This is a genomic window from Lihuaxuella thermophila, assembly GCF_900110165.1.
Classification (GTDB): Bacteria; Bacillota; Bacilli; order Thermoactinomycetales; family Thermoactinomycetaceae; genus Lihuaxuella; species Lihuaxuella thermophila.
In genome coordinates, this window is sequence record NZ_FOCQ01000003.1 from 183,632 (window position 1) to 202,219 (window position 18,588).

Sequence of the window (18,588 nt, forward strand, 5' to 3'; positions counted from 1 at the left end):
CCATTTCCCCCCTTTGTAAGGGACACCTATTTATCAGATATTATACTACGAATTTGATGAGGAATTGTTAATGATGCCAAAAACCATTTCTTGCATTTCTCTTTTTGTACCATTGGATCAGCAAGTATAACAACAGAAGAGCACCAGCAACGATGCCGATGTCCGTGATGTATGGAGAAGCCGCTTCTTTCATCTGTTTCCAGTTATCCCCGAGCCCCATGCCCAAATAAAGGAAAAAAATCGACCATGTCGTCGTCAGCGTGGTAAAGCGGATGAATGACATTTTGGCAATCCCTGCCGGAATGGAGATCGCATGGCGGACCACGGGAATAAAACGCGCCCCAAAGATGACTCCCGTCCCATAGCGGTTAAACCATTCTTCGGCGACATCGAGATGTTTTTCACGAATCAGGACATCCTTTCCGTATTTTTCCAAAAATGACCTGCCGCCGTAATATCCTGCCCAGTACAAGAACAGTTGGGCGAGCACTCCCCCGATCGTGCCGGCGATCACCGCTCCGGCAAAAGTGATTTGTTGATTCGCGATCAGATAACCACCGTAGGACAAGACTATTTCGCTGGGAATCACCTCCACCATCAGTCCGAGCGCAATCCCCAGGTATCAGAGTTCTGCGAGCCATTCGAGAAAAGAGTCAATAACATCATTCATGTTGCAGCCCTACCTGCCTTATCAGTATTTGACAACTTCGATCATAATGAAACTCGCGGTCCCATCCCCACTTATTTCCATCCTGTACACAAATATTCTATTAGAAAAAAACAAAAAAAAAGAACCGCGCAGATGTAAAATCAAACGCGGCATTTTATGTTCGTCATGCAAAACCCCGGATCACGGGGAACCGTTCTGACCGCTCCCGATGCCGGATCTTTTTATATCCGATCAACCTGCCAATTTTTTCTCAAGACGGCGGCTTGCCAGGGATAAACTGTAGTTAATGACAAAGTAGATCAGTGCGACAAACAGAAGCATCGGAATAGCAGCAACCGGATATTTATTGTAAATGATCTGCGCATTATGGGTAAGTTCCGGCAAGGTGATCGCCACCGCTAATGCCGTATCTTTAATGAGCGCCACAAATTGGCTGACCAAAGGAGGAATCATCCGTTTTAATGCCTGAGGCATAATGATATAGTTCAAGGTTTGTAGATAAGTGAAGCCTTGTGAACGAGCAGCTTCAATCTGCCCTCGATCCACTGAATTCAAACCGCTGCGCACGATCTCGGCGACGAGTGCCGAAGTGAATACCGTCATGCTGAGAATCACGGACATGGTGATCGGCAATTCAACTCCCCACTCTTTTAACCCAAACCAGCCGAAGAAAATGATTAAGAGCAGCGGCAGATTGCGAATCACCTCTATATATAAGGTGGCCAGATGAGAAATCACCGGCAACCTGGTATAGCGAAGGGTTCCCAGGATGATTCCCAGGATGAAACTCAGGACAATCGCGGCCGCAGCCACTTCCAAGGTCACCAGCAAACCATCCCATAAAAATTTGAGATGCGCTTCATTAAAAACGACCGAAAAATCCAAATCGCTTCCCTCCTTAACGCGTACCCGCTTTTGACCAACGGCGTTCCAAATAGTTCACTCCCAAGCTGAGCGGAATCGTCAACAGAAGATATAAAACGGCGACAAAGATATAAATGGGAGTGATATCCTGCTCCGTTCCCGCCACATCGGCCGCATACAGCAAGTCCCCCCCGGCGATCACCGCCAGAACCGAAGAGTTCTTGACCAGGTTGATAAACTGGTTGCCCAGAGGTGGAACAATCAGCTTAAACGCCTGCGGCAAAATCACATACTGCATGGCCTGAATATAGGTCAGTCCGGACGAACGGGCCGCTTCCATCTGCCCTTTCGGCACCGATTGAATGCCGGCCCGGATGGCTTCGGCGATATAAGAACTCGTATAAATGGACAAGCCGAACGAACCCACTAAAAATGCAGACAGTTTGATCCCGAGTGCAGGAAGGCCGACATAGAAGAAAAATACTTGGATCACCAGCGGAGTATTGCGGAAAAACTCAACATAAGCAGTACCGAACCATTCGAGGGGTTTCACGCCGGAAATGCGAAAGACAGCAATCACCGTTCCGAGAGCCAAACTCAGCACCAGCGCAAACAGACTGACTCCGATCGTCGTCAAGAATCCGTCGATAAAATCCTGTTCATAGCCTTCAAGAAAACCGAAGTCAAACATGCCATCATTCCTTTCACCAATGTACCGCTTAGAAAAAGATGGGCTTTACGATATGTGAAAGCCCATCCTTCGCCAGACTATTAAGTTGTCGGAGATTTTTGCACGGCATCTTTCGGAAGGTCTTTCGGCGGGTCTTTCTTGAACCATTTTTTGTAGAGCGTATCGTACGTACCGTCTTTCATGATGTCATCCAGGAATTTGTTGACATACTCCAACAGATCTTTGTTCTTTTTATCTACACCGATTCCGTACGGCTCCTGGGTGAAGTGCTCGCCAACCAGCTTATAATTGGGATCTTGTTGCTGCATCCCCATCAGAATACTGTCATCGGTGGTTAAGGCGTCCACTTGCCCCGCGCGCAATGCGGTAAAGGCATCGGCATAGTTTTCATAGAGTTTGAGATCCACATTCGGGACGACGGCCTGGATGTTTTTACCGCTGGTGGCTCCTTTCGCCGTGGCCACTCTCTTGCCGGCTGTATCTTTCACGTCTTTGATGGGGCTATCCTTGTGAACGAGCAGAGATTGACCGGCCATGAAGTAAACACGTGAGAAATCGATCTCTTCTTTTCGCTTTTCCGTGATGGTCATCGTGGCACAGATCAAGTCAATGTCTCCGCCTTTTAAGAGTTTAATGCGGGTTTTGGAGTTCACTTCTTTTAACTCGATCTTGTTCTCGTCACCCAGCATCCGTTTGGCGAGTTCTTTCATCAGGTCAATTTCAAATCCCTTCACCTGATTGTCCGCCGGGTCTTTGTAACCGAAGAGATAGGTGTCATATTTGACTCCCACTACCAATTTTCCGCGCTTTTTAATCGCTTCCACGGCACTGGCTGCTTGTTGGTCCCCATTTCCCTGATCAGCGGAAGAGCCGCAGGCGGCAACCATCAAAGCCATCAGGAGCGCCACAGACAAGGCCAGCCATTTCTTCCATTTCATCCCATTCCCTCCCACGTGTTAATGTTTGAGAATTCTGCTCAAAAATTGTCGGGTGCGTTCTTCTTTCGGATTGTTGAAAAACTCTTCCGGTGTCCCGGTTTCCATGATTTGCCCCTCATCCATGAAGATGATCCGGTCAGCCACCTCACGGGCAAAGCCCATTTCGTGGGTGACGACCACCATGGTCATCCCTTCTTTGGCCAGCGTCCTCATGACATCCAGCACTTCCCCGATCATCTCCGGATCCAGCGCGGACGTAGGTTCGTCGAACAGCATGATTTTCGGTTTCATGGCGAGTCCTCTGGCAATCGCCACCCGCTGCTGCTGCCCCCCGGACAGCTGAGACGGGTAAGCATCCGCTTTTTCCGGAATGCCTACTTTTTTGAGGTATTCAAGCGCGATTTTTTTGGCTTCTTCCGGATTCATTTTCCGTACTTTTATCGGAGCTAATGTGATATTTTCCAGCACGGTTTTGTGCGGATAGAGATTAAAATGCTGGAAGACCATGCCGATTTCCTGACGCAGGAGGTTAATATTGGTTTTGGGGTCATTCACTTTAAAGCCGTCAACGACCAGTTCCCCTTCTGAAATGGTTTCCAATTTGTTGATGCAGCGAAGCAGCGTGCTTTTGCCGGATCCGCTGGGACCGAGAATCACGACGACTTCCCCTGCTTTAATTTCCAGGTTGATATTTTTTAGTACCTGGAAATCCCCAAACCATTTGTTCACATTCGAAAAGCGGATTATTCTGATCCCCCCCTAACAAAATTTTCCGAAAACAGTTACTTTTTAAAAGATCATCACAAAATATTACAATAATAATCCTAAATTGAATATATATTTATGTTAAAAAAATGTCAAGTTTTCTATGTTTGTGTCCGATTATGTAATCCCGGATGAATGCAAATATTATTTATAGTAATTTTAGAGTGGCTATTCCCTCTTCCCTTAGCTTGTAAACCTGTTTCGCGTCCGCTTTCATTGTATAAAGCAACCATGAACGGGGGGCGCATATTAATGAAATAAAAAAAACAACAGGACGAGAGCCCGTCTCAATCCCGTTGTTTTTGCAGTTTTACAGTTGCTCGGACACCAGTTTGGCCTGGGTGAAGAGCAAGAGATAATCGCGTCCGCCTGCTTTGGAGTCGGTTCCGGACATGTTGAAACCGCCAAACGGATGAACGCCGACCAATGCACCCGTACATTTGCGGTTGAAGTAGAGGTTACCCACGAAGAATTCTTCACGCGCTTTTTCCAACTTCAAGCGGTCGCGGCAAATGACCGATCCGGTGAGTCCAAACTCCGTGTTGTTAGCGATTTCAAGAGCATGATCAAAATCTTTCGCTTTGATAAACGCCAGGACAGGTCCGAAGATTTCTTCCTGAGCGATGCGCGCCTTCGGATCCACATCGGCAAAGATGGTCGGTTGGATAAAGTATCCGTTTCCTTCCGCTTTGCCTCCGCCGGTCATCAAGCGCCCTTCTTGTTTGCCGATTTCGATGTACTCGAGGATTTTATTATAGGCTTTATCATCGATCACCGGCCCGAGGTCGATGCCCAGCGTCTTGGCTTCGCCCACTTTCAGTTCCTTGGTTTTGGCCACCACTTTGTTCAGCACTTCATCATATACATTTTGATGGACAATGGCACGGGAGCATGCCGAGCATTTTTGTCCGGAGAAACCGAAAGCCGATTTGACGATGGCATCTGCAGCCAGGTCGAGATCCGCATCCTCGTCCACGATGATGGAGTCTTTTCCGCCCATTTCCGCGACCACGCGTTTGATCCACTTCTGTCCCGGAGCTGTTTTCGCTGCCAACTCGTTGATGCGGAGCCCCACTTCACGAGATCCGGTAAAGGAAATAAAGCGGGTGAACGGATGTTTTACCAGGTATTCGCCCACTTCAGCACCCGGGCCGGGCACGTAGTTGACCACCCCATCCGGAAGGCCGGCATCTTTCAGGATTTCCATGAATTTCGCCGCGATGACATTGGTCGGGGTTGCCGGCTTGAGCACGACCGTGTTTCCTGCAACAATGGCGGAGGTGGTCATTCCCACCATGATCGCGAGCGGGAAGTTCCACGGAGGAATCACGACACCCACACCGAGCGGGATGTAGGTCAGGTTGTTATCCTCGCCCGGAATCCGGGTAAGCGGTTGGCGTTCGCTCAAACGGATCATTTCACGGCCGTAAAATTCCATGAAGTCGATCGCTTCAGCGGTATCTGCATCCGCTTCCGGCCAGCTTTTACCGGCTTCCAGCACCATCCAAGCGGAAAATTCATGTTTTCTGCGGCGCAGAATGGCTGCCGCTTTGAATAAAACGCGGGCACGTGCCGCCGGATCAACTTTTTTCCAGGTTGCAAACGTCTCGATCGCCGTTTGCATCGCTTGTTCAGCCAGGTCGGTATCCGCTTCAGAGATGATTCCGATCACTTCGTCCAAATTGGACGGGTTGATCGACTTCACTTTGCGGTCCGTTTTGATGTGCTTGCCACCGATGATGATGTCATATTCTTTGCCCAGCTCCGATTTTACTTTGGAGAGAGCCGCTTCAAAAGCAAGGCGGTTTTCTTCCTTCGAAAAATCGGTAAAAGGCTCGTTTCTGAATTCGATCACGACGATTCCCCCCTGTTTGGTTTCATTGGCTACCTCGGGTATGTTCACCCTCAGCCATTGTAACGCACTCTGTGGGCCGACTTCAATCGCTCCCTGTACCTATTGTTTATTTTTCTTGTCATACGTATAATGAATACGATTTTTTTAAACCCTTAATAAAAAAGCGGGTGAACAAGCCATGTCTTTATCCCGGAAAGCAGTCTTGTCTGTCGCGGGAAACCGCCTTGTCACGGCCTTGGTGTCCAAGTACGGAATGAAGTTGGGGGCTTCCCGTTTCGTCGCGGGAGAAACGCTGGACGAAGCCATCGAAGCCGTCAAAAAATTGAATGCTGAGGGGCTTTTGGTGACGTTGGACCATTTGGGGGAAAGTGTTTCCAATCGTGAGGACGCACTGGCGGCCACACAAGCCGTCATCGATATCTATGACGCGATCGAAAAGCACGGAGTCCGTTCCAATGTTTCCGTCAAACTGACCCAATTGGGCCTCGATATTGACCCTGACTTCTGTTTGGAAAACATGGACCGGATTACGTCCAAAGCGAAAGAAATGAATAATTTTGTCCGCATCGATATGGAAGATTCCCCCCGGGTCCAGATGACGATCGACATTTTCAACACACTCGTGGAAAGGTACGGAAAAGAGCATATCGGTTTAGTCATTCAATCCTATCTGTACCGTTCACATGGCGATGTGGCCGAACTGGGCAAAAGGAAAATCAATTTGCGGATTGTCAAAGGGGCGTACAAAGAGCCGCCGGAAGTGGCTTTCCCTGACAAAAAAGACGTGGATGAAAACTATGTGAAGCTGGTGAAAATGCACCTGAACAACGGGTCCTATACCGCCATCGCCACCCATGATGAACAAATCATTGACCATTTGAAAACCTGGTTGAAGGAAAACCAGATTCCAAACAACCTGTATGAATTCCAGATGTTGTTCGGAGTCAGGAGCGGCCTTCAGAAAAAATTGGTCAGCGAAGGGTACAAGGTGCGTGTGTATACTCCTTACGGAAAAGACTGGTATTCGTATTTTACGCGACGCATCGCCGAACGCCCGGCCAATGCGCTTTTCGTAATAAAAAACTTGTTCCAAAAATAGAAAGGACATCTCTCAAACCGAGGGTTCCTTCCTCTTTTTCCCTTCCCTTTACTGACTACTCACAATTTAGCAATTCCCCGTATTCATCAGACAGAATATGAACCATTTCCCCATCCCCGCAACTTCTCTCCTGCATCCTTCACCATAGGACTTTTTATCGCCAACTTTCCGTGTCTGTTGTATAATACAAAGAAGTTTATTTCCCATTTCGAGAGGAGCTTGCCAAGATGTCCGAACACCTTCAGCACGAGATTCTTTCTTTGTTGAAAGAGAATTCGCGGCTGGAAACGGAAAAAATTGCCCACATGCTGGGGGAAAGCAAGGAAAAAGTGGAACAGATCATCCAGGAATTGGAGAAAACAGGAATCATCGTCAAATATGGAGCCGTCATCAACTGGCAAAAATCTGAAAAGCCCAAAGTATCTGCACTCATCGATGTCAAAGTGGCGCCGCAGCGCGGATACGGCTTTGACGCTCTGGCGAGACGAATCTACCGCTTTCCGGAAGTGCGCAGTGTTTATCTGATGTCCGGGGCTTACGATTTGTCGGTGGAACTGGAAGTGGATTCGATGGAAGCCGTGGGGCGCTTTGTCACGGAAAAGTTGGCAACTCTTGACTCCGTGATGGGAACCACGACTCATTTTGTCATGAAGAAATATAAAGAAGACGGCGTCATTCTGGATGACCCGGAAAAAGACGAGCGGTTGGTGATCACCCCATGAATTTGGAAGAAAAACTGTCACCGGTCGTAAAAAACCTGGCCCCCTCCGGAATCCGCCGCTTCTTTGATCTGGTTAATCAAAAGCCAAACGCCATCTCCCTCGGGGTAGGAGAGCCGGACTTCGTCACACCCTGGCATGTGCGCGAAGCCTGTGTAGCCGCTTTGGAGCGGGGAATGACCACTTATACCTCGAACCAGGGGATGCCGGAACTCATCCGGGAGATTGCGTCATACCTGAACCGGCGTTTTTCTCTCAACTACGATGAACAGGAGATTCTGGTCACATTCGGGGCCAGTGAAGCCATCGACCTCGCTTTGCGCGCCCTGGTCGCTGCCGGGGACGAGGTATTGATTCCGGAGCCCTGTTATGTTTCCTATACCCCCTGCGTCCAATTGGCCGGCGGGAAACCCGTCCCTGTGCCCACTTATGCCCAATACGGGTTCAAATTGCGCGCGGAGGAATTGGAAAAAGCGATCACCCCCCGCAGCAAAGTACTTATTTTGTGTTACCCCAACAACCCTACAGGGGCGATCATGCGAAGAGAAGACCTTGAACCGATCGCCGCGTTAGTCAAAAAGCACGGGTTGTTGGTGATTTCCGACGAAATTTATGCAGAACTGACATATCAGGGGCGGCACACTTCGATTGGTTCGTTGCCCGGAATGAAGGAGCACGTGATTCTGGTCAGCGGTTTTTCAAAAGCATTTGCCATGACAGGCTGGAGGATCGGTTATACAGCGGCCCCGCTCCCCATCTTGTCCGGAATGCTCAAGATCCACCAATATACCGCGCTCTGTGCCCCCATCACCAGCCAGATGGCGGCACTGGAAGCAGTTAAAAACGGACTCCAGGAATGCGAAGCGATGGTCTCCCAATATGACCGCCGCCGTCGCCTGGTCGTCAAAGCTTTTCAGGATATGGGGCTGAAATGCCACGATCCTCAAGGCGCTTTTTATGTGTTTCCCTCGATCGAATCCACCGGACTGGACGCTCACACCTTTGCCGAACAATTGCTCGAAGAAGAAGAGGTGGCGGTCGTTCCCGGAGATGTATTCGGCCCCAGCGGAACCGGCCACATCCGTTGTTCCTATGCCACTTCGATCGAGCGGCTGGGTGAGGCGCTGACACGGATCGAACGTTTTGTGAACAGAAAGAGACAATTGCTCCCCAAGCGCTCACTCGGATAATACTTCAATTCTGCTCGCATCCTGCTGTGCGAATGGCGTTCCAAGCGGGGCCGGAGTGGAGCCAGCCAAGCACCTTGATAAGAAATCTAAATTTAAGCGAAAAAAAGCTCTTACTTTATGGTCATGACATAAAGTAAGAGCTTTTTAACTAGGAACCAGAAGCTTGATTAAATCTTCGTTCCAGATACAACCAATTCATCTTTACCCAAACCGCAAACCCAATGTTGAGAATCAATTTATTTCACCAGAGAAGAAATCTGAGCCGCAAACCCGGAAAATAAGCCGAATTCCTTTTAATAATCATCCGTGGTCCCTCATAAGTATATTCTTGGGTATGCATCCCAAAGCCGGTGAGAGGAGCTGGATTCATTTGCATAGCTTTACGGAAACGGTTCAATTTGAACAAAGTTTTTGGCTCCATATATTAAGGGATCATTGTCAATTTATCCTCGACTCTTTGTCTCCGCGGGAAAAAGAAGAGGTGAAAACAGCGAAATGTTTGCGCCAGTTGTTTAAAGACATCATCCGCGACTCGCCCCATGACTTGAAGGCATCTTATAAAGCGGCCCACAAGTTGCGCAAGTTTAAGCTGCATCTATTGCGCCGATTGCTGACCGAAGAGTTCGCCTTCAACCTGACGCCAACGTTTATCAATCATATGGTGAACGAACTGGACGAATATCTGCGGATTTTATGTTTCCTCCTAAAGGGGAAGGTCCCCCCTCCGCTCCATCCTCTTCATCATCATCTGTTATGGTTGCCCGACGCTTCCGGACATGCAACCGGCATTGAACAACGGCTGGATGGAGTAGAAAAAAAGCTCATCGAAAAAAGCCGCATGTTTACCAAACATTTCAATGCGTTTTACCTTAAAGCCATTGAACTGGCCGGTTTTCTCCGCACCCATCTCAAACGGTTTCCTGCCCTCTCCAGATTTAACCGAGAAGTGGAATTGGAAATCATTTTATTTCAAAAGTTTTTGGAGGAAATTGAGGAGTTGAGCCTGAGCAAAAAAGCGCTGAGTACCATTGCCCCGTTGCTGGCGGATCATATGTACCGCGAAGAGTGTTATTACCTCCATAAGCTGTCGCAAGTTTCTGAAGTATCGCCTCCTCCTTGCAGCCCGAGGCCGGTTTAAGGCCTTGGGCTGTTTTTTCTGTAAAAGGCGTTCCCATCGTGTGAAGCCCGGCAAAAACAGCGGGTGTGACCTGAAATAGACTTCCGCGATCGGCACAAGCTCTGACATTCTATCAATGAGAAACATACAATAGTAAGAGATCTGATATTGAGAGACCCACACAACCGATGCTCAACCCGGCTCCAACCCAGGGGCTCTTTTTCCGCTTCACCAAGAGGCGTTGGTTGGAGCCGGCAAATGCTGAAATAGCTTCAGCATCTCCTCCATTTTCAATCTACATGAAAGGAAGATGCGTTGATGGGCAGTGTGATCAGTAAATTGGACAACTCCCGTTTACTCCGGAGACACAAAACCATCGGTCCGTATATTCCCGAGACTCTCCCCCTGTCGCAGGCCTCTCTTTCCCCCATGCTGAGGCAGTTTCCTTTTGTCTACCTGAAGCCGGACAACTCCTGCCAGGGCAAGGGTATCCTGCGCATTGACCCATTGCCGTCAGGCGAGTTTTTGCTGCGTACCAGAGATACCGGGTCGGAATCTGTCCACTTTCACTTGCCGCACCTGTGGGAAGCCATCCATCAGGCCAAAATCGACCGCCCCTATATCATCCAGCAGGGAATTAACAGCGTCACGTTAACCGGACATTTGTTTGATATCCGGGTACATCTGATGCGGATCAAGGGAAAATGGCGAGTTGCCGGCATCGTCGGACGGGTGGCTCCCAAAAAAAGTATTGTGACCAACGCGTATAGCGGCGGAATTTCCAAGCATGTGGATCGTCTGCTTACGGATGACCTGGGATACAATCCAAGAAGAGCCGAGCACACCATTGAAGAACTTTGCACCATTTCCAAACAGGCGACAAAGATCATCAGCAGGGTCTATCCAAGATGGAGCGAATTTGGCCTGGATATCGGCATCGATCCTTTTCATCGCATCTGGATCTATGAAATCAACATCAAGCCGGGAACGCTGGTCTTTAAAAACCTCGATCGCGAGACTTTCCGGCATATCTTAAAACTGCGCAAAAAAGCATCCTAATCCCCCGGCTCCTCTTCAAATCCCCTTATTTTAACTTGTATTCCGGATGATATTCACGGAAAACAGGATTTTCCCCGCACACCATCAAACCTTGCCCCCAGTTGACATGAACATCTTTGGTCGGAGGATCCGACGGGTCCCTGTATTGAAAGAGAACATTTCTTCTGATCCGGTCGCTCTTATTGGGCTGGGAACCGTGTATCGTCAAGTAATTGAAGAAGAGCACATCACCGGCCCGGGCTGGACACGGAATTCCCATCGTAATCGGGTATTCCTTATGATTCAAATAATGGTGGCCCACATGGGGAAGGGGGCCTTTTTGATGTGATTTGGGAATGACATAGATACACCCGTTCTCGGGGTCAGCATCATCCAGATGCACACTGGCCGCGAGCATCGTATGCTTTTCGTGGGGAAAGTACGGATAATCCTGATGCATGGGAAAAGCGGCACCTTTTTCCGGAGGTTTCACCAGCATCTTGGAATGATGCAGCTGGACATTGGGCCCGATCAGCATCTGCAAGACGGAAACCAGCCGCGGGTGAATGATCGCTCTCATAAATGCCGCGTCATGGTAGTGCAGGTCATGAAATCCCTTCAGGACAAGCTTCTTCAATTCATCAGCCGGAATATAATCCCCCTGCCAGGCGGCATTCCGATCCCGGTTGGCCTCCACCGCCCGCCGCAGGATGTGATCCAATGCCTGCCTCATCTCCTCCACTTCATCCGCGTCAAACACTTCTTTTACGAGCAAATAGCCATTTTCTTTGTAAAATTCGACATCGCGGGATGTTATCATAAAATCAAACCCTTTCGTCATTTTCCTTTATTGTAAGAGGAGAGAGGCATTGGTGTCTTTGGATTTAACCGTCATTCTTTTGTCTGATCAGGACATGGGGGGATCGTTCATGTTTAAGCAGGTGTGCAGAGAAGGAGAAGCCTATCTCAACCGATATGCGCGGGAGCTGATGAATGACGAGGCCTCTTTTCAGGTTTACTATTGGGGAGCCAACCCGAACCATCACGACAATCCCCTCCACCGCCACTCGTTTTTCGAGGTTTGCTACATTGTGGACGGTGAGGGCATGTATGTGGATGATGGGGAAGAACATCCGCTTAAAAGGGGAACCTTATTTTTATCCCGGCCAGGGGTCATTCATCAGATCCGCAGCCAAACCGGTTTGTTTATACTGTTTGTGGCGTTTGATCTCTTATCTTCAAAATCCGGCGAAACTTGCAGGAACCATTTCTTGCGGCTTCGTGAAGCAGAACGGATGATTTTATCACATGTGGAAGAAATCTCCGCTGTTCATCTCTGGAAAGCATTACTGACGGAGGCGGGCAGCCGCCATCCGATAAAAAATGAAGCCATGATCAAAAGCATGGCTCACTCGCTGCTCCTTTCCTTCCTGACCGCTTTCCTGGAACACGGAGATATGCAGATGTCGCCGATCCCGCAATCCTCTTCCATCCTCTTGCAAAGAGCCCAGTTGTTTATCCGGGATAATCTCTCCTCTCCTTTGAACCTGAATGATGTAGCCAATGATCTCCACATCTCCGGCCGACATCTCGCCCGGTTATTTTCCCGGGAGCTGGGATGCACGTTTTCCCAGTTCATTCGCCGGGAACGAATCAAGGCCGCGACCCGGTTGCTCACGGCCGGGGATCACACGATCAAGGAGATTGCCGAGATGACCGGTTTCGGTTCCGTCCATTACTTCACCCGCGTTTTCTCCCAAGAGACCCGTGTAACGCCGGCCCAATACCGGCGGCGATACATGGGAAAGTGACCGTTGATGAAAGTGAAAATGTACCGAACCCACGGGTTCAACCTTCTGAGGCCCGGTCATTTGTATTTGAAATCCTGAAGTTCTGCCCCCGTTCTGTTGCCGGGGGTATGGAATTATGATTTTTGGTCCGAAACCTTTGCAGCAGCGTATGAAAACGAGGAACATTTCCCTGATTTCATCAACGCACTGAGCAGGACAAAGACAAGGAGTTGGGAAACGACGACCAAGATAAAGAGTTTCATCCCATGTAATTTCATCTGTCCGTGTCCAAGCCTGCGCAAAATGACCATGATCACGATAAAAAACAACAAGAGCAAGGGGCCACCGAAGAGTACGAGACCGAAATAAGCAGGAGCGGCTTGGGCTTCACCCACACATCGGACATGATGATGGTCGGTCATAATAATGAAGAAGACGGTCAAACCCAGTGCCAAAAAGCCTTCGATCACGACAAAGCCCACTTCCTTATCCGTTCCAGTCTTTGCCTCTTTAAGCATGGACAGCCCCCTTCCGGGATCATTTCTTTTATTATATCATATATTTATAATTATCCAAATTTTATGTATATATTGGCTATTCGAAAGGGTCAAGGGGGATCGGACCGATTGGGCCCCATTTACTTAGGAAACGGGGACAATGGCCTCAGGATCGCATGAAAAGGCAACCGAGACTGATCTCGGTTGCCTTTGTATATAACATCCCTTAGAATCGACGACGACGGCAGTAGAATCTTACAAGTCTTTCCAGCTCAAAACAAGGCACACATCTGAAAAATTCACGCTGAGTATGCTTCGTTGGGGTTTTCTTGGTTGAAGTTTTATGAACAGGAGTTTTCTTGTTTCCGGAAATTTTCCTCTCCATTTGATTGCCTCCCTTCGACCTCTATATAAGAGATTCTATGAAATTCAATTCTATAATGTTTGGTTCATCGCACATCCTGCTCACCCAAATGATAACTTGATAGTGCCTATTTTTACGTGCACAACCAAAAAGCAGAACATCGACGGAGGCAGAACCTCTTCAAAACTGTGAAAGATGGGATATCGAACATAGACAAGGGGAAACCCGGATTGACGGGGGCTTTTTTGTTTACGGTCTGAGAGCACATTTTAGAGAGTAGTTGACAGATGGTTAAAAAATGGGCGGTTGTATTAAATCAACGGCCCTTACAATCTATCTGCTCTTTGCATTTAATAGTATAGATCCTTGAAAGGAGAGGATGGGTTTGAAAAAAAGACTCACCCCTAGACAATTAAGACCGGAACAAGAAGCTTGTTTGAGTATCTCTTCACTCTGCTTTTCCCGTTTCCCGACCAATCGGGCCTCTTTTAGAAGTTGTATGTTCGATCAACTTGGTCGGGTACAATGCCCGTCACCAGGACCAAGACGAAAAAAGAGAAGTTAGGATTTACCTGATAAATCCATCACATACAAAAGCTGAAAGGAGAGGATTTTTTGAAAAAGAAAATCTCACCCAGGCAAACGCCAACACAACAATCTTGTTTCACGATCTCTGATTTGTGCTGGGGACTTGTAGGAACTAATTTAGAGGACTTTAGAGTTTGTATGCAGCAACGTCTCGGTCAAGTTCAATGCCCGGCACTGCCACCGACACCAGGACCAAGACCCCCAAGACCGAGAAGGCCAAGACCAAGACGCCCAAGACCATAGGGTAGATAAATCGATGCTCGCATCCAGGAGCACCTTTTTTGGTGCTCTTTACCTTTGTTCATATTCCGTAGCGACGACAGGGGCAGTAGCCGTTTATAAGATCTTCCAACTCAAAACAAGGTACACGCCTAATAAATCTGTCAAATCTACGCAGAGTATGTTAGTCGGATTTTTCTTGAATGGAGTTTTCTTGCTTCAGAAATTTTTCTCTCCAGTTGATTGCCTCCCTTCCTCTTTACAAGAAATTCTATGAAATTCAGTTTCAATATGATTGGTTCATCGCATATCCTGCTCACCCAATTGATATCTTGATAGAGACTATTTATAAGTGCACAAACAAAAGAGAGGGGTCAGGATCTGAACTGAAGAGGGCTTTTTTGTTTACAGTCTGAAGGCACCTATTTTAGAGAGCAGTTGATAGATAGATAAAAAACGAATGAATGCATTATATCAACCGCCCTTACAATCTATTTAGTCTTTGCATTTAATAGTATAGATCCTTTGAAAGGAGATGATTCGTCTGAAAAAGACATTGAAACCCAGACAATTGAGGCCGGAACAAGAAGCTTGTTTGAATATCGCTACTCTCTGTATTTCTCGTTTCCCAACCGGTCCCCGGTCCTCTTTTAGAAGTTGTTTGTTCGATAACCTGGGCAGGGTACAATGCCCGACACCAGGACCAAGACGAAAAAAGAGAAGTTAGGATTCACCTGATCAATCCATCTTATAAATTAATCCCATGCAAAAACTGAAAGGAGAGGATGGGTTTGAAAAAGAAAATCTCACCCAGACAAACGCCAACTCAAAATTCTTGTTTCACGATCGCTGATTTGTGCTTTGGACTCACGACAACTTTAGAGAGCTTTAGAGTTTGTATGCAGGAACGTCTCGGTCAAGTACAATGCCCTGCACTGCCACCGACACCACCACCGGGTCCAGGACCAAGACCTCCAAGACCAAGAAGGCCAAGACCAAGAAGACCAAGACCATAGGGTAGAAAAGTCGATGCTCGCATCCCGGAGCACCTTTTTTGGTGCTCTTTTTTATTGATCGATCCATTGATTTCGCATGAACGCCTTTTTTATATGAATATGAAAGAAAACGGCACGTTCTGCAAAAATCACTCATACAATATGGAAGAAAATGATGTATATTCTTAAACCCTTCAAGCAGAGTCTTTTTGCTTTTCTACTTATCTTTCAACTCGCGTTTGAAAGTTAAAAGCTTTCGACGAAATAAAGACAGAAAAAACCGGGGTGATCAACATGTTGCATGAAATCTCGTGGCTGCACTTCGTGATGCTGGTTCTCGCCTCCTACCGGCTTACCCATCTGATTATGTATGATCAGATCACTGCCTTCCTTCGCGACCCTTTTGTGACCATTACCCTGGAAGAGGATGAGTCCGGAAAGGTGGTTCCAAATGTCGAGATCAAAGGAACCGGATGGCGTTACTGGGTGGGAGTGATGCTGAGCTGCCACTGGTGTACCGGAATCTGGTCCTCCCTCGCTCTTGTCGCTCTTTATGGTTTACTCCCCGGCTCGTTTCCCCTGATCGTCATTCTCGCCGTGGCAGGAACAGCCGGCATTTTAAGCAAATGGTAAACGGGTTTATCTGCTTTCCAGCAAACTAGCTAACGCATCAGACAAAATTCCACTTAAATGAAACGAACGTGTTAATCATGTCCCATGGTTAAAAAACTTTTGAGAAGCAGTCCATTATTGAATAAGATTAGAAAATGAAGGCATGGCTGAACATCACCACACAAGCCTGCCTTTTTTCACTCCTGCTTTTGCTTCTAACCCAGTTCCGTCAGTCACACATGTTACTTGAAAGAGTTTTTCATGTTTACAATCTGGGCAACAAGTGGTTCCACCCGTGAAAGATTTAGCTGTCACGAAAGAAGAAGGAAGTGACATGATTGGCAGAATCGACAGCGTTACAGGCACTCAAAAATAAGGCAAGGCAATTAAAAAAGCAAGCTTATGTTCTTTCCTATGCGTACAGGGATAATCGTGTGGCGTGGTATGCGAAGTTATTTGCTATATGTGTCGTAGCCTATGCTTTCAGTCCGATTGATTTCATTCCTGATTTTATTCCCGTTCTCGGATATTTAGATGATATCATCATCGTTCCTCTGGGGATCTGGTTGGCGTTGAAGATGATTCCGGAACATGTGATTTCCGATTGTGCTGAAAAAGCTGAGAAGCTGATGGCCCAAAGGAAACCGAAAAATTGGGTAATGGGGGCACTGATCATTCTCATCTGGATCACTTTGGCTGTTTGGATTTCATGGGTACTTTATCAGATGTTTGTTACATAAGTTCAGCGTTAAAAAGTCCTGCAGATCATTGGTCTGCAGGACCTTTTTCCTTACACTGTATATTTTTCCGTGTCCAGGATGCGGGCGGCGATGGTGCGTTTGAGCGCCACTTCGTTCAGCGGTTGCAGGCGGGTCAGTTTCTTCAGCACGGACAGCTGGGTACGGAGAACATCCCCTTCTTCGAGCGCGGCCAGCGTATGGCGGGCAAAGGCATCTACCTTCTGGAATGATTCGTAGATATAAGCTCGGGTGAGATCGATTTTCGCCTGTTCTTTCTCTTCGCCGTTTTGGGCGATCGCTTTTTTGGTGCGCAACAGGGCGCTTTCCATGGCAAATGTCTCGATGGCGATATCGGCAATGTCACGCAGGATTTCCTGCTCCTTGTTCAGTTCCTGTTCATATTTTTGCACCGCCAGGCCAGCGATCATGAGGAAGATTTTTTTCGCATTCTCCACCAATTTCTCCTCTTCTTCCAGAACAGGAGCATCTTCCTCCGGCAGGGACGGCATCAAGGTCAGCAATTTTTCTTGCAGGTCTTGAGCGGCCTGCATCAGCGCCAACTCGCCTTTCATCGCTTTGCGCATCAGCGTGGCCGGGATCAAGAGCCGGTTGATTTCGTTGGTTCCTTCAAAAATGCGGTTGATGCGGGAGTCGCGGTACATGTTTTCGATTTCGTACTCATTCATGAAACCGTAACCGCCGTGGATTTGAACCCCTTCATCCACCACGTAGTCGAGCACTTCCGAACCGAACACTTTGGCAATGGAGCACTCGATCGCCAGCTGGCCGATCGCCTGGGCTGCGACGGAACCTTCGGCATCTTCGACTCCTTCCAGGCCGGCTTCAAACATCCCGCCGATCCGGTAAACCATGCTTTCCAACGCGTACGTTTTGATCGCCATGTTGGCCAGTTTCTCGCGGATGAGTCCGAATTTGGCGATCGGAATTTTAAATTGTTTGCGCTCTTTCGCATATTTGGCGGAAATTTCAATCGCCCGTTTGGATGATCCCAGGGTCCCCACGGCCAGTTTGTAGCGGCCGATGTTCAGGATGTTGAATGCGATCAGGTGGCCTTTGCCTGCTTCTCCCAGCAGGTTTTCCACTGGCACTTTGGCGTCTTGCAAAATGAGCGTACGGGTGGAAGATCCTTTAATCCCCATTTTCTTCTCTTCCGGACCGGTGGATACACCCGGAAAATCGCGCTCCACGATAAAGGCGGAAAACTTGTCGCCGTCGATTTTGGCATACACTACAAACACATCGGCAAAACCGGAGTTGGTGATCCATTGCTTCTCGCCGTTTAAGATGTAATGCTTGCCGTCATCGCTTAACACAGCCGTCGTTTTAGCACCCAGCGCATCCGAGCCGGACCCGGGCTCCGTCAGTGCATAAGCGGCAAATTTGCGGCCCGTTGCCAGATCGGGCAGATATTTTTTCTTTTGTTCCTCATTTCCGAAAAAGACGATGGGCAGCGTGCCGATTCCCACATGCGCCCCGTGGGAAAGGCCAAAGGAACGACCCAGAGATATTTTTTCCGTAATCAGGCTGGAGCTGATTTTATCCAGTCCCAGTCCCTCGTATTTCTCCGGGACGTCGGCACCCAACAGGCCCAGATCTCCCGCTTCTTTTAACAGTCTGACGGTATGCTCGAATTTGTGCTGCTCAATCTCTTCCAACACCGGCCAGACTCTGTCCTTCACGAAATCTTCCGTCGTTTTGGCGATCATTTTTTGCTCTTCATTGAGGTCTTCCGGAGTAAAAACGTCTTTGGGATCGGTTGGTTCGATCAGAAAAGCGCCGCCGTTCACTTTTGTCATTTGCGTATTCCCCCTTAATC

At 48.2% G+C, this 18,588-nt stretch carries 17 protein-coding genes; 8 read left to right on the forward strand and 9 right to left on the reverse strand.

Translation table 11 applies throughout. The annotated features are described in order from the left end of the window. Positions 1 to 67: 67 nt before the first annotated feature. The 6 genes from uptA to pruA form a co-directional block, all read right to left on the reverse strand. On the reverse strand, positions 68 to 619 hold the full coding sequence (gene uptA, locus BMW55_RS04445) for an undecaprenyl phosphate transporter UptA (protein ID WP_244527446.1): 552 nt from the start codon (positions 617 to 619) through the stop codon (positions 68 to 70). Positions 620 to 901: 282 nt separating this feature from the next. Further along, entirely contained in the window at positions 902 to 1,555 is a 654-nt protein-coding gene (locus tag BMW55_RS04455) for an amino acid ABC transporter permease (RefSeq protein ID WP_089965751.1), read from the reverse strand. Positions 1,556 to 1,568: 13 nt separating this feature from the next. Further along, positions 1,569 to 2,225: an amino acid ABC transporter permease gene (locus BMW55_RS04460; protein WP_089965753.1), complete on the reverse strand. Its 657-nt coding sequence runs from the start codon at positions 2,223 to 2,225 to the stop codon at positions 1,569 to 1,571. Positions 2,226 to 2,305: 80 nt separating this feature from the next. Next, a complete protein-coding gene (locus tag BMW55_RS04465) occupies positions 2,306 to 3,163 on the reverse strand; it encodes a transporter substrate-binding domain-containing protein (RefSeq protein WP_089965755.1) in 858 nt (285 codons plus the stop codon). An 18-nt stretch (positions 3,164 to 3,181) separates the two neighbouring features. Beyond that, positions 3,182 to 3,910, reverse strand: coding sequence for an amino acid ABC transporter ATP-binding protein (locus BMW55_RS04470; RefSeq protein ID WP_089965757.1), 729 nt, complete (start codon positions 3,908 to 3,910; stop codon positions 3,182 to 3,184). A gap of 328 nt (positions 3,911 to 4,238) precedes the next feature. After that, positions 4,239 to 5,783 carry an L-glutamate gamma-semialdehyde dehydrogenase gene (gene pruA / locus BMW55_RS04475; protein ID WP_425283815.1) on the reverse strand — a complete coding sequence of 515 codons (1,545 nt, stop codon included), beginning with the start codon at positions 5,781 to 5,783 and terminating at the stop codon, positions 4,239 to 4,241. A 178-nt stretch (positions 5,784 to 5,961) separates the two neighbouring features. Here pruA and BMW55_RS04480 point away from each other — a divergent pair, with 178 nt between their 5' ends. From BMW55_RS04480 to BMW55_RS04500, 5 genes are all read left to right on the forward strand, one after another. After that, on the forward strand, positions 5,962 to 6,882 hold the full coding sequence (locus BMW55_RS04480; protein ID WP_089965759.1) for a proline dehydrogenase family protein: 921 nt from the start codon (positions 5,962 to 5,964) through the stop codon (positions 6,880 to 6,882). A 227-nt stretch (positions 6,883 to 7,109) separates the two neighbouring features. After that, on the forward strand, positions 7,110 to 7,604 hold the full coding sequence (locus BMW55_RS04485; RefSeq protein ID WP_089965761.1) for an Lrp/AsnC family transcriptional regulator: 495 nt from the start codon (positions 7,110 to 7,112) through the stop codon (positions 7,602 to 7,604). Further along, a complete protein-coding gene (locus BMW55_RS04490) occupies positions 7,601 to 8,791 on the forward strand; it encodes an aminotransferase class I/II-fold pyridoxal phosphate-dependent enzyme (RefSeq protein WP_089965762.1) in 1,191 nt (396 codons plus the stop codon). The genes BMW55_RS04485 and BMW55_RS04490 overlap by 4 nt, the downstream gene beginning before the upstream one ends. Positions 8,792 to 9,161: 370 nt before the next feature. Continuing rightward, a complete protein-coding gene (locus BMW55_RS04495; RefSeq protein WP_244527436.1) occupies positions 9,162 to 9,929 on the forward strand; it encodes a DUF2935 domain-containing protein in 768 nt (255 codons plus the stop codon). A 297-nt stretch (positions 9,930 to 10,226) separates the two neighbouring features. Then, complete coding sequence (locus BMW55_RS04500) at positions 10,227 to 10,967, forward strand: YheC/YheD family protein (RefSeq protein WP_089965765.1); 741 nt, start codon at positions 10,227 to 10,229, stop codon at positions 10,965 to 10,967. A 25-nt stretch (positions 10,968 to 10,992) separates the two neighbouring features. Here BMW55_RS04500 and BMW55_RS04505 read toward each other — a convergent pair whose 3' ends face one another. Continuing rightward, the gene (locus BMW55_RS04505) at positions 10,993 to 11,766 is read right to left on the reverse strand and encodes a phytanoyl-CoA dioxygenase family protein (protein WP_089966025.1); all 774 of its coding nucleotides are present in this window, start codon (positions 11,764 to 11,766) and stop codon (positions 10,993 to 10,995) included. A gap of 52 nt (positions 11,767 to 11,818) precedes the next feature. Between BMW55_RS04505 and BMW55_RS04510 the strand changes: the two genes are divergently transcribed. After that, on the forward strand, positions 11,819 to 12,757 hold the full coding sequence (locus tag BMW55_RS04510) for an AraC family transcriptional regulator (RefSeq protein ID WP_089965767.1): 939 nt from the start codon (positions 11,819 to 11,821) through the stop codon (positions 12,755 to 12,757). Between the two features lie 113 nt (positions 12,758 to 12,870). Here the strand turns inward: BMW55_RS04510 and BMW55_RS04515 are convergent, their stop codons facing one another. After that, complete coding sequence (locus BMW55_RS04515) at positions 12,871 to 13,254, reverse strand: hypothetical protein (protein WP_089965769.1); 384 nt, start codon at positions 13,252 to 13,254, stop codon at positions 12,871 to 12,873. Between the two features lie 2,439 nt (positions 13,255 to 15,693). On the opposite strand from BMW55_RS04515, the gene BMW55_RS04525 reads away from it, so the two are divergent. Both BMW55_RS04525 and BMW55_RS04530 read left to right on the forward strand, forming a co-directional pair. Then, complete coding sequence (locus tag BMW55_RS04525) at positions 15,694 to 16,032, forward strand: DUF1360 domain-containing protein (protein WP_342027733.1); 339 nt, start codon at positions 15,694 to 15,696, stop codon at positions 16,030 to 16,032. A gap of 317 nt (positions 16,033 to 16,349) precedes the next feature. Continuing rightward, on the forward strand, positions 16,350 to 16,751 hold the full coding sequence (locus BMW55_RS04530; RefSeq protein WP_089965772.1) for a YkvA family protein: 402 nt from the start codon (positions 16,350 to 16,352) through the stop codon (positions 16,749 to 16,751). Between the two features lie 50 nt (positions 16,752 to 16,801). On the opposite strand, the gene BMW55_RS04535 is transcribed toward BMW55_RS04530, so the two are convergent. Beyond that, positions 16,802 to 18,568: an acyl-CoA dehydrogenase family protein gene (locus BMW55_RS04535; protein WP_089965774.1), complete on the reverse strand. Its 1,767-nt coding sequence runs from the start codon at positions 18,566 to 18,568 to the stop codon at positions 16,802 to 16,804. Positions 18,569 to 18,588: the final 20 nt, after the last annotated feature.

Bases quoted from the DNA above. Each gene is read 5' to 3' on its own strand.
- BMW55_RS04460 (WP_089965753.1), bottom strand. From the start codon at position 2,225: ATGTTTGACTTCGGTTTTCTTGAAGGCTATGAACAGGATTTTATCGAC.
- BMW55_RS04465 (WP_089965755.1), bottom strand. From the start codon at position 3,163: ATGAAATGGAAGAAATGGCTGGCCTTGTCTGTGGCGCTCCTGATGGCT.
- BMW55_RS04480 (WP_089965759.1), top strand. From the start codon at position 5,962: ATGTCTTTATCCCGGAAAGCAGTCTTGTCTGTCGCGGGAAACCGCCTT.
- BMW55_RS04485 (WP_089965761.1), top strand. From the start codon at position 7,110: ATGTCCGAACACCTTCAGCACGAGATTCTTTCTTTGTTGAAAGAGAAT.
- BMW55_RS04490 (WP_089965762.1), top strand. From the start codon at position 7,601: ATGAATTTGGAAGAAAAACTGTCACCGGTCGTAAAAAACCTGGCCCCC.
- BMW55_RS04500 (WP_089965765.1), top strand. From the start codon at position 10,227: ATGGGCAGTGTGATCAGTAAATTGGACAACTCCCGTTTACTCCGGAGA.
- BMW55_RS04505 (WP_089966025.1), bottom strand. From the start codon at position 11,766: ATGATAACATCCCGCGATGTCGAATTTTACAAAGAAAATGGCTATTTG.
- BMW55_RS04515 (WP_089965769.1), bottom strand. From the start codon at position 13,254: ATGCTTAAAGAGGCAAAGACTGGAACGGATAAGGAAGTGGGCTTTGTC.
- BMW55_RS04525 (WP_342027733.1), top strand. From the start codon at position 15,694: ATGTTGCATGAAATCTCGTGGCTGCACTTCGTGATGCTGGTTCTCGCC.
- BMW55_RS04535 (WP_089965774.1), bottom strand. From the start codon at position 18,568: ATGACAAAAGTGAACGGCGGCGCTTTTCTGATCGAACCAACCGATCCC.